8 protein-coding genes are annotated in these 10808 nt (G+C 68.1%); 3 read left to right on the top strand and 5 right to left on the bottom strand.

All coding sequences use genetic code 11. The annotated features are described in order from the left end of the window. The first annotated feature begins 110 nt into the window (after positions 1 to 110). Positions 111 to 1103, top strand: coding sequence for a hypothetical protein (locus BKH32_RS00625; protein WP_256690190.1), 993 nt, complete (start codon positions 111 to 113; stop codon positions 1101 to 1103). Positions 1104 to 1285: 182 nt separating this feature from the next. On the opposite strand, the gene rplI is transcribed toward BKH32_RS00625, so the two are convergent. From rplI to BKH32_RS00600, 5 genes are all read right to left on the bottom strand, one after another. Then, the gene (rplI, locus tag BKH32_RS00620; RefSeq protein WP_075248151.1) at positions 1286 to 1741 is read right to left on the bottom strand and encodes a 50S ribosomal protein L9; all 456 of its coding nucleotides are present in this window, start codon (positions 1739 to 1741) and stop codon (positions 1286 to 1288) included. Between the two features lie 15 nt (positions 1742 to 1756). After that, on the bottom strand, positions 1757 to 1993 hold the full coding sequence (gene rpsR / locus BKH32_RS00615; protein WP_003783656.1) for a 30S ribosomal protein S18: 237 nt from the start codon (positions 1991 to 1993) through the stop codon (positions 1757 to 1759). 85 nt (positions 1994 to 2078) lie between these two features. After that, the gene (locus BKH32_RS00610; protein WP_075248150.1) at positions 2079 to 2684 is read right to left on the bottom strand and encodes a single-stranded DNA-binding protein; all 606 of its coding nucleotides are present in this window, start codon (positions 2682 to 2684) and stop codon (positions 2079 to 2081) included. Between the two features lie 27 nt (positions 2685 to 2711). Next, positions 2712 to 2999, bottom strand: a complete 288-nt coding sequence (rpsF, locus tag BKH32_RS00605) for a 30S ribosomal protein S6 (RefSeq protein WP_075248149.1) — start codon at positions 2997 to 2999, stop codon at positions 2712 to 2714. 261 nt (positions 3000 to 3260) lie between these two features. Continuing rightward, a complete protein-coding gene (locus tag BKH32_RS00600) occupies positions 3261 to 5711 on the bottom strand; it encodes a transglycosylase domain-containing protein (protein ID WP_075248148.1) in 2451 nt (816 codons plus the stop codon). Between the two features lie 440 nt (positions 5712 to 6151). On the opposite strand from BKH32_RS00600, the gene BKH32_RS00595 reads away from it, so the two are divergent. Next, positions 6152 to 7207: an anaerobic C4-dicarboxylate transporter gene (locus BKH32_RS00595; RefSeq protein ID WP_256690175.1), complete on the top strand. Its 1056-nt coding sequence runs from the start codon at positions 6152 to 6154 to the stop codon at positions 7205 to 7207. Positions 7208 to 7346: 139 nt separating this feature from the next. Further along, positions 7347 to 10763, top strand: coding sequence for a hypothetical protein (locus BKH32_RS00590; RefSeq protein WP_075248147.1), 3417 nt, complete (start codon positions 7347 to 7349; stop codon positions 10761 to 10763). Positions 10764 to 10808: the final 45 nt, after the last annotated feature.

The following is a 10808-nucleotide window of genomic DNA, read 5'->3' as shown; positions in this document are numbered from 1 at the left end:
CCAGCACGACGCCGTCGCCCCGTGGCCACAGTGTCATTGCTCCCTGCTGCATCCACAGGGCTCCAGTACTGCGGTGGCCGCCTCATCCGCCCGCGCATCACGCTTGCCGCATGGAGCCCTATCCCGAACCGCCTCAGCTACCACCCGTTGTCGCCTCCGCCGGCCCACCGGCCGCCATGCGCAACCCCGTCAGGCTCCTTCGTGGTGTCTATGGGGATATCGGCGCGCAGGACCTGCCCCGTTGGGAGGCCGGCGCGCGCCTCAGCCTGGCTCGCTGCGCGGCCGCCTGCCTTCAGGTCGAGTCCGCGCGCTGCCTGAGCCACGAGTCCGCCGCCCTCATTCACGGTCTGTGGCTGCGGGAGCGTGAACCGGATGTCAGCGTCGTGGTCCCCTCAAGCCCGCACCATCCCCACCAGGAGCTCCCCCTCCCGCCGGGAGCGCGGCGTCCTGCCTACCTGCGCCGACGACACCTGAGCCTGCCGCAGAAGGACATCACCACCATCTCGGGCCTGCCGGTGAGCACCCTGGGGCGGACCGCGGTGGACTGCGCCTTCGACCTTCCCGCCCACGACTCGGTCTGCGTGGTCGAGTCGGCGCTTCGGGCTATCGCCCGTCCGTCGCGATACCAGTACACGCAGTCGAGCCGCCGAGTCGAGGCCGCCCGCCATCAGCTCCAAGCCGCCATCGCGGCGCAGGGCCCACGTGCCGGGGCACGGCGCGCACGTGCCGTCGTTGCCATGGCCTCGGCCTTCACCGAATCACCGGGCGAGTCGCTGCTGCACTGGTTCGTGCGCGCCCTGGGCCTGCCGGCTCCGCGCATTCAGATGGCGATCAAGGATGCATCCCGCCTCTACTTCCCCGATGAGGCCTGGCCGGAGTACCGGGTGCTGGCGGAGTTCGACGGGCGGATCAAGTACAAGACCCCCGAGAACCTGTGGCAGGAGAAGCAGCGCCAGGACACCCTCACTCGCATGGGCTGGCGCATCGAGCGCTTCATCTGGGCGGACTTCACACACCTCGACGTGCTGCGCGCCCGGCTCCTGGCTCTCTTCCCCGCCACCGTCGCCCGCAGCGCGAGCCCCGTGGCAGACCTGTGGAGATGACCACCGCCCCCTTTCCGGCGCGGTCGTACCTTATGCCTCGAAGTCGTGGGTTAAGGCTACGACCTCGCGACCTACCCTACGATCCGGACAACCAGCACAACCCGGTACGGCCCAGGACGACGCCGTCGGGCCGGATTCCCCACGGGGAGGAACCGGCCCGACGGCGGAAGGATGCCCGGCGCTCAGCGCGCGGGAACGACGTTGACCTCGAGGGGGGCCACGACGTCGGCGTGCAGGCGCACGGAGGCGCTGTGACGGCCGGTCGACTTGATCGGCGGCACGACCTGGATCTTGCGGCGGTCGACGGCGGGGCCGCCGGCGGCCTTGACGGCCTCGGCCAGGGTCGCGGTGGTCACGGCGCCGAAGAGGCGGCCGTTATCACCGGCGGTGGCGGAGACGGTCACGACGTTCTCCTGCAGCCAGGCGCGAGCGGTCTGGGCGTGCTCGAGGGACTCGATGGAGCGCTTGCGGCGCGCCTCGGCCATCTGGTCGATCTGGCGCTGGGCGCCCTTGGTCCACGGGGTGGCCAGCTTGCGGGGCAGGAGGTAGTTACGGGCGTAGCCGTCCTTGACCTCCACGACCTCGCCGGCGGAGCCGAGGTGGGAGACGTCGTGGGTGAGGATGAGCTTGGTGGTCATTGCGCGTGCCTCCGATCAGCGAGCCGAGCTCGAGTAGGGCAGCAGAGCCATCTCGCGGGCGTTCTTCACGGCCTTGGCGATCTTGCGCTGCTCCTGGACGGAGACGCCGGTGACGCGACGGGCGCGGATCTTGCCGCGGTCGGAGATGAACTTCCGCAGCGTGGCGGTGTCCTTGTAGTCGATGGTGCCGACCTTGATGGCCTTGACGGGGCTGACCTTCTTCTTCGGCTTGCGAAGTTGGGGCTTCGCCATGGTGGTACTCCTTGGTCCGAGCGCCTGGGCGCTCTACGAGATGAAAAGTGTTGTGTGTGAGGGAACGGGCCGACGGCGTCGCGGCTCAGAACGGGGGCTCGTCACCGAAGGAGGTGGAGCCGCCCGTGGCCCACGGGTCGTCCGCCGCACCGCCGGCGGGGGCGTTGTACCCGGACTGGCCCTGGCCGCCGAAGCCGCCACCGCCGTTGTAGCCGCCCTGCTGGGGGCCGCCCTGGTTGTATCCGCCCTGACCGCCCTGGTTGCCGCCGAAGCCGCCGCCCTGGGGGCCGCCCTGACCTCCGCCGAAGCCGCCCTGGCCGCCGCCGCGCGGCTGGCGGGTGACCTGGGCCTTGGCGTAGCGCAGTGAGGGGCCGATCTCATCGACCTGCATCTCCACCACCGTGCGGTTCTCACCCTCACGGGTGGTGTAGGAGCGCTGGACCAGGCGGCCCTGGACGATGACGCGCGTGCCCTTGGTCAGCGACTCGGCCACGTTCTCCGCGGCGTCGCGCCAGATCGAGCAGCGCATGAACAGGGTCTCCCCGTCCTTCCACTCGCCGGCCTGGCGGTCGAAGGTGCGCGGCGTGGAGGCGACGGTGAAGGAGGCCACCGCTGCCCCGGAGGGCGTGAAGCGCATCTCGGGGTCCGCGGTGAGGTTCCCGACGATGGTGATGATGGTGTCTCCGGCCATGGCGTTGTCTCCGTTCCCGGTAGAGGCTCAGGCCTCGGGACGCAGCAGCTTGGTGCGCAGGACGGTCTCGTTGAGGCCGAGCTGGCGGTCGAGCTCCTGGGCGATCTCGGGCGTGGTGGTCATGTCCACGACGGCGTAGAAGCCCTCGGACTTCTTCTTGATGTCGTAGGCCAGCCGGCGCTTGCCCCAGATGTCGACCTTGTCCACGGTGCCCCCGTTGTTGGGAACGACCTGCAGCAGCTTCTCGAGCGTCGCGTTGGCGGTGCGCTCGTCCGTCTCGGGGTCGAGGATGATCATGATCTCGTAGTGACGCATGCTTGGTACCCACCTCCTCTGGTCTGTGGCGGTCACGGTCCTTCCGTGACAGGAGGGTGATGCGTGCGGCGCACCATCCGGCGGAAACAGGCTTCATTCCGCCTTCCGCCCGACGGCGCAGCCAGTTCGCCACACTACCGGACAACCGGGTGGCCCTGAAAGCCGAGACGGTGGGCCGACGACGTGCCGTGCAACACGTCGTCGGCCCACCGTCAGGTGCCCGCGGGAGGACGGGGTCAGCTGCCGTGGGGTGGTGGGGCGTTAACCGACACCACCGTGTTGGGCGGCCTGCCTCTCCTGTGGTTTAGGAGGCTGGTTCTGATCAGGGTTCGGAGGCTTCTGATCATCTGGCGGTGCTGTCGGCCCTGGCTGGTTTCCGCTGTCACCCGTCGGATCCTGCGAAGGAACTCCCTCGTTACTGGGCGGCTGCGTACCCTGCTGAGTCGGCTCGCCGGTGGGCTGCTGGGTGGGGGCCGCAGTCGCCTCCGGCTGACCGGTGGGGGCCGCAGTCGCCTCCTCCTCCGGCTGGCCGGTGGGCTTGGCGGTCTGAGGAACCGTCCCGCCACGGGTGGCCAGCAGCTCGGCCGGCGACGGGAACTCCTCGACCTCAAGCCCCTCGTGGGCGACCGTCATGTAGTTGATGAAGATGTCCGCCGGGTAGGTCGAGCCGGTGATCTCGTCGTACTCGCCCCAGGGCTCGATCGACTCCTCCGCGCCGTCCGTTCCCGACTGGTAGAGGGTCACCGCGGTGACCACCTGCGGAGTGAAGCCCACGAACTGGGCGGACTTGTTGTCCGACGACGATCCGGTCTTCGCGGCGACCGGGCGATCCATCTGGGCGGCCACCTTGTCCGCACTACCGTTCGGACCGGAGACGACCTGCTGGAGGGCGTAGGTCGTGTCCGCCATGACGTCCTCATCGAACTCTCGATGCCCCTTGGTGTCCGGCGTGTAGCGGTCCGTTCCGTCGGGGTTCTTGAGGAAGGCCACGATGTGGGTGTCGTGCCGGATGCCCTGCGAGGCGAAGGTGGAGTAGGCCGTCGCGATGTCGATCGTGTGCGGGGAGGCCGACCCGAGCACGTTCTGAATGAGAGTCCGCTGCTCCGGGGTCTTCAAGCCCTCGGTGTTCTCCGGGTAGCCGGCGCGGTTCGCCACCTTGGCCGTGATCCCCTCCTCCAGATCCTCGGCATTCATGAGCTCCTGATTGAGCTGGAGGTAGGGGGTGTTGAGCGACTGCTCCGTGGCCTGGGTGAGGCTGGCCCACTTCAGGGAGACGTTCTTGAAGTTCTGGAACTGATGCCCCCCAATGGTCATCGGCGAGGTGGCCGGATAACCGCTGTTCAAGGACCACCCGTTCTCCAGGGCGGCCACCAGCGCGAAGGGCTTGAAGGTGGAGCCGGCCTGCGCGATGGCATCGGTCGAGGTGTTGACCTGGCTGGTCAGGTAGTCATCACCCCCGTAGAGCGCCAGCAGGCCGCCCGTCTTGGGATCGATGGACACCAGCGCCTTGTGCAGGTTCGGGGAGGCGCCGGGAGGCAGAGAGTGGACCGCGTTGACAGCGGCCTCCTGGTCCTTCTGGTTGATCGTGGTGACGATCTTGAAACCGCCGGTGTCGATCCGCTCCGGCGAGATCTTGGCCTTGTTCTCAAGCTCGGCGCGCACCATCTGGAGCAGGTAGCCGTTGGTGCCGGCGTAGACCTGCTTGGTCTGGGACTCCTCGGTCTTCGGCACCCCCGCCTGCTTGGCCTCGTTGTACTGGGCCTGGGTGATGTAGCCGTCGTCGAGCATGAACTGCAGGACTCGTCCCCACCGCTCCTCGGCCTTCTTCGGGTTCTCGGCCGGGTCCCAGGCACTGGGGGACGGCAGGATCCCCGCCAGGAGCGCGGCCTCTGAGGGGGACATCTCCTTGGCGGGATGGTGGAAGAAGGCTTGAGAGGCGGCCTCGATGCCGTAGGCGCCGCGGCCGTAGTAGACCGTGTTGAGGTAGTCGCCCAGGATCTCCTTCTTGGGCTTCTCCCGGTCGATCTTGATGGCCATGATGGCCTGCTTGAACTTGCCGGAGTAGGAGCTCGTGGTGTCGACGTAGTAGTTCTTCACGTACTGCTGCGTCAGGGTCGAGGCGCCCTGGGTATCGCCTCCGCGCAGGTTGTTGATCAGGGCGCGCGCGATGCCCTTGGGGTCGACGCCCTTGTTGGAGTAGAAGGAGCGGTCCTCGGAGGCCACCACCGCGTTGCCCACATAGTCCGGCAGGGTGGAGGCGTCCACGGACTGCCGGTTGATCTCGGCGAACTTCCCCATCTCCGTGGTTCCGTCGGCGTAGTAGACCGTGCTGCTCTGAGCCAGCGCGAACTCACTGGGCTTGGGCACCTTGATGGTGTTGTAGGCCCACATGAAGGCGCCGACGACGCTGAGTACCCCCAGCAGGAAGACGCCCAGGACGAACCGCCAGCTGGGGATCCAGCGGTGGATCCTCCCCTTGCCAGCGCGGGGGTAGTTGAAGAAACGGCGCTTGCGCCCTGAGGCGGCGTCCTTGGAGCGCTCGACCTTCGACCGCTTGCGCTCCTTTCCGGGCTTCTTGCCAGCCCCCGAGGCCCTGCCCAGGTTCCGCCGACCGGCGCTGGCCACCTGAGTCAGCTTGTTGCCGACGGGGCGGCTGGGTCCGCTCCCACTCGTGCCTTCTGCCACGCGCTCCTCGTTTCGATTGACTGTCATGGAGGTGACTGGGTGCCGCGACGGCGCGGGGGATAACGCTCCGGTTGCGGCATGAGGTCCTCATCATGACCGATGTTGGCTGCTGACGCCGACTCGGACACCGGTCGCCGTCAGCAGGACCGCCGGCGGCGATCAGGAGTGATCGCTGCGGGCAAGCCGCATTGGGCGCCGACATGCGTCCAGTATGAGGGAACACAGGGCCGTGGTGGTAGCGATCCAGACCTGGGAACCAGCCATGACGCCACCGACTCACGTTATTTGGTTGTCACCTAAATCGCTCCGAACAGTGCACTCATGCGCTTTGAGGGCCGGTGACGGCGCTACCGGAGCCAGAATGTGAGTTCGCGCCCAGCCGGCAACGAAGTACTCCGAAAACAGCCGATATCCACCAGGACAATAGTCCTCGACGGCTGATGAGACACTGGACACAGCCCTGACAGGTGGTCAGTTTCACGTATCGGCTCCTCGCCCGCCAGGGGAGCACCGACCCTCGCCCGTCCCGCCCAACCGGGGAGATCCGCCATGGACGCCAGTTCAGCCCTTCAGACTCCTCGGTCGCCGCCCAGATGGGCATCACGGCCTCACCGGTCTCGGTCGCCACGGTCTCCATCGTCGCCATCATCGCCAAGAACACCGACCGGCACTGGTCAGTCCTGCAGATCCTGGCGGTCTCCATCCCGGCGTCGTTGTGCGGGGTGCTCCTGGCCGCCCTGTGGTCGATGCACCGGGGCAAGGACCTGGACCAGGACGAGGAGTACCAGAAGCGCCTGGAGAACCCGGAGTTCCGCGCCACCGTCCACTCCAGCTCCGAGACCCTCGTCGGCAAGGAGTTCCCGCCCGAGGCCTACCGCGCCACCTGGATCTTCCTGGGCGCCATCGCCGCCGTCGTCGTCCTGGGCGCCTTCGAGGTGCTGCGTCCCCAGTTCCCCACGGGCGACGACGGCGCGCTGGAGCGTCTGAGCATGAACCTGGTCATCCAGATGGTCATGCTCGCCGCCGGAGCGCTCATCCTGCTGACCTGCAAGGTACAGGCCGGCAAGATCGCCTCCACCACCATGTTCAAGGCCGGGGCCACCGCCATGTTCTCCATCTTCGGGGTCGCCTGGATGACTGAGACGGTCGTCCACGCCCATCTGGAGAGCCTGGAGCACAGTCTCTCGGGCGTCCTGTCCCACCATGTGTGGATGTACGCCATCGTCCTGTTCATCATCGGCAAGCTGGTGAACTCCCAGGCGGCCGGACTGCTCATCGTCGCCCCCATGGCCCTGTCACTCGGGGTGAGCCCGGTCATCGTCGTCGGATTCATCGGCGCCTCCTACGGGTACTTCATCCTGCCCACCTACCCCTCGGATCTGGCGGCGATCGGCTTCGACCCCACCGGCACCACCCGCATCGGCAAGTACGTCATCAACCACTCCTTCCTGGTGCCCGGGCTCATCGGGGTCCTCACCTCCTGCATCGTGGGCACCGCACTGTCCCAGATGCTCCTGTCCTGAGCGCTCGACGTCGCACCGGCGGTCGGCTCAGGCAGTGAACGACCCGGACGGCGAGTGTGATGTCAGACACGCCACTGAAGTCGGCTTTCTGGGCAGAACGTAACAGGACCGTGTCGTCTGTTCTGTCTAGGCTCGTGCCATGACAACTACAGACGCGGCCACCACTTCCGCCATCGCCCTGCGTTTGGAGCTGCTGGGGATCTCCGCCCCGGCACAGGTCCGGCAGAGTGAGGCGGACCGTCTCATGTCCCCGATCCTGGCACGCCAGCGCGAGCTCTCCCGCCGGCTGGCCCACCGCCCCTGTGCGGCTGACCAGCGCATTCAGACCTTCCTCGACTCCTACCTGGAGGGCGCGGCCGTCACCCCGAGGCTGCCCCGCTCCACCTTCGTGCTGGACCAGCCGGGACTGGCGCGGGCCCTGTCCCTGCCGGCGGACTCCACCAGCTTCACCTCCGACTACGTCGAGAGCTATCGGGTGCTCGGCGGCGTCCTGCACAACCCCCGCAACGACCGGCGCACCACCGCCGGCGTCTTCCACGTCGCCGAGGGCGGCCTGCCGATCCCCGATGACAAGATCGCCGTCCCGCGCGACGTCTTCGCCCGCCTGCTGGCCCACGCCGTCGAGCCCCCCGAGGACCTGCTGACCCTGCCGTGGGCCTCCCGACAGGAGGACCCGGCGCGCTGCTTCGTGTCCCTGCTGCTGCGCCCCATCGTCGTGCCCGAGGTCCCCGGCTTCTCCGCCGAGCGCTCGATGGAGATCCGCTTCATCGCCCCCGGCGGCCTGGTCTCCAACCTGGACTTCGTCGAGGGCATCTTCGGCAACGGCGGCGACCCCTACCTGCCGGAGAACGACTCCTCCCTGGCCCCGGAGTCCTGGACCGGCCACACCGGCTGCGTCATCCTCGCCCCGCACCTGACCACCCTGACCAAGAAGGAGCTGGGCCTGCCCTCCTGGGAGGAGGCCACCGAGCGCCAGCGCCGCGACGGCCAGTGCTGGAAGGACGAGGCCGAGCTCTACAACGGCGGCAAGGCCTTCAAGTGCGTGGCCCGCGACGAGCGCGGCGTCATCGTCACCGTCATCGCGGACAACTACTTCGGCTACTGCAAGAAGGAGGTCAAGACCCAGATCGGGTACTCGGCCAACCTCTTCGGCTGCGTGGAGGAGGAGCACGCCGGCGGCGCCGTCGCCTACCCGCGCTACAACCTGAGCCAGGAGTACACCGACGTCCACACCCCCGAGGGCCTGACCCTCGAGCACGTCATGGAGCGCAACCCCGGCCGCTTCGAGGCGCGCCAGGACGGTTCCGCCGTCGCCATCGACGACCCGACCGTGGTGCTGGTGCCCGCCGGCGCCCACTACTCGATGCGCAGCCAGACGATCACCTGGACCCGCCCCGACGGTCAGGAGGCCTCGATCCCCCTGCTGGTGGGCACCACCTACGTGGCCCCAGGCGGCTACCGGGTCCACGCCAAGCACCGCGAGGGCGACGCCACCCAGTGGCACCTGGTGGGCACCGCCCCCTGGTCCACGCAGGCCCACAAGCCGGCCACCGTCTCCGGCGGCGGTAAGTCGGAGATCTCCAAGTCCCTCCTGGACGCCTTCGTCTTCGGCGAGGCCTACGTCGGCGACGTCGACGAGGACTTCGACACCGTCCAGAGGATCCTCGACGGCAACTACGCCGACCGCTTCGTCGACCCGGCCAACAAGAGCGCCAACCACCGCTCGATCCTCTCCGAGCGCCGTTCGCTGGGGAGCGTCATCAAGCTGCTGACGCCGTCGCCCATGTACACCGAGGAGTACAACGTCTTCCTGGAGTCGATCCCGGCCCATATCAAGGAGCTCATCTTCACCGTCAAGCGCTACTACCAGCCCAGCTGGGGCGAGGACTGGCGCAGCCACTTCTCGGTGGGCATCATCAATGGCCGCAAGGGAAACTCCCTGCGTCTGGACGGCGAGGTCATCAAGATCAACATGCTGCGCGTGGGCTTCGAGGACGACGGCGCCTGGCGCCTGCTGTCCCTGCGCCCGGACTTCTCCCCGGCCGCCAAGGTCCAGACCGAGGACGACATCACCGCCTCGATCGTGGCCCCCGGCGGCCTGGTCTCCACCCCGGACTCGCAGCTGTCGCGCAAGTTCGTCACCAACTGCGAGTCCCTGCTCTTCCAGCGGCCCGACGACGCGATCGTGCGCGGCTACGACAAGCAGACCGAGTCGGACATGTCGGCCCCGGACGCGGACCTGTTCATCTCCAACTTCCAGCCGCTCACGCCCGACGACGCCCGGGCGATGGCCGCCGACGCCCCCGGCCTGTCCCGCTTCACCCAGCCCATGCAGGACCTGGTGGCCCGCGCCGCCGCCCTGCCCGAGGCCGAGGACCCCGCCGAGGAGACCTACTGGGTCTCCACGGCCGACCCGCGCCTGGTCAACGGCGCCCCCACCAAGAACCCCCGCTACCTCCAGGTGCGTCCCGACATCGCCAACCCGAAGGATGTGGCGCTGGCAGACCTGACCAACCACCTCTTCCGGGATGTCCCCCTGGACGAGGCGCTGCGTCACAGCGTCGACGTCGTCGCCGCCGGGCGCCGCAACAACCCGCCGGAGGACGGGGTTCCGCCACTGTGCGCCTACAACCCGCTGCACTACATGGAGCTGCCCGAGCTGTTCATGGAGTTCATCTCCTCCATGACCGGCAAGTCCCCCTCGACGACGGGCGCCGGCAGCGAGGGCGCCCTGACGAAGGCCCCGTTCAACGCCCTGCCGGCCATCTACGACCTCAACGCGGCCCTGCTGTCCTACGCCCTCAGCGGCTACGACGGCTGGCTGTCCTCGGCCGGCTACATCGGCCCGAAGGTGCAGGTGGCCCACGACATCTCGCTGCTCATCCCGGAGATCTTCTCGCGCATGAGCGTTGAGGAGCGGGATGCCCACCACCTCATCGAGGGCGGCTACCTCGAGCGCATCGAGGACTTCGAGTACGAGGGCCGCACCGTCCAGGCCTCGCGCCTGGGCTACCGGATGAACCAGTCCTTCGCCTCGACCTTCTTCGGCCGGATCTTCCTGCACCCCGACGTCGTCTTCACCGAGGAGATGCTGCGTCCCGAGCTGCAGGATGAGGCGGTCTTCGCCGACTCGGTGGACATCATCGTCACCACCCACAAGGTGGTGGCCGAGCACTACCGGGCCGACGGCTCCATCGAGTGGGCCGTGCCGCCGCTGCGGGCCCTGCTGGAGATCATGATCGACGGCACCTCTCGCGAGGGCTGGGACCTGACGAGCCCGGAGTTCCGCGCCCTGTTCGAGCGCGAGAACATCCTGAGCTCGTCGTGGTACGCGCAGCGCCTGGACGCCAAGGTCGCCCGCGACACCCGCCAGGCCCACCAGGCCATCAAGGACCTCACCCGCTTCTACACCGCGGAGAACAACGAGGAGGTCGTCGAGCGCCTGGGCATCGAGGGCCACCTGGCCGAGGCCCGGGCCTGGCTGGACAAGGTCAGCTCCCCGGCCTACCGCGAGCACCTCGTGGGCTCGCTCGGCCTCCAGCCCTCGCTGGCCTGAGCCGACGCTCCCCACTGACGGGGACACGGAATCCGTGTGGGGGAA

It is taken from the genome of Actinomyces oris (assembly GCF_001929375.1).
GTDB classification, from domain to species: domain Bacteria; phylum Actinomycetota; class Actinomycetes; order Actinomycetales; family Actinomycetaceae; genus Actinomyces; species Actinomyces oris_B.
This window is presented reverse-complemented; position numbering and strand designations above follow the sequence as displayed.

Bases quoted from the DNA above. Each gene is read 5' to 3' on its own strand.
- BKH32_RS00610 (WP_075248150.1), bottom strand. From the start codon at position 2,684: ATGGCCGGAGACACCATCATCACCATCGTCGGGAACCTCACCGCGGAC.
- rplI (WP_075248151.1), bottom strand. From the start codon at position 1,741: ATGACCACCAAGCTCATCCTCACCCACGACGTCTCCCACCTCGGCTCC.
- rpsF (WP_075248149.1), bottom strand. From the start codon at position 2,999: ATGCGTCACTACGAGATCATGATCATCCTCGACCCCGAGACGGACGAG.
- BKH32_RS00600 (WP_075248148.1), bottom strand. From the start codon at position 5,711: ATGACAGTCAATCGAAACGAGGAGCGCGTGGCAGAAGGCACGAGTGGG.
- BKH32_RS00625 (WP_256690190.1), top strand. From the start codon at position 111: ATGGAGCCCTATCCCGAACCGCCTCAGCTACCACCCGTTGTCGCCTCC.
- rpsR (WP_003783656.1), bottom strand. From the start codon at position 1,993: ATGGCGAAGCCCCAACTTCGCAAGCCGAAGAAGAAGGTCAGCCCCGTC.
- BKH32_RS00590 (WP_075248147.1), top strand. From the start codon at position 7,347: ATGACAACTACAGACGCGGCCACCACTTCCGCCATCGCCCTGCGTTTG.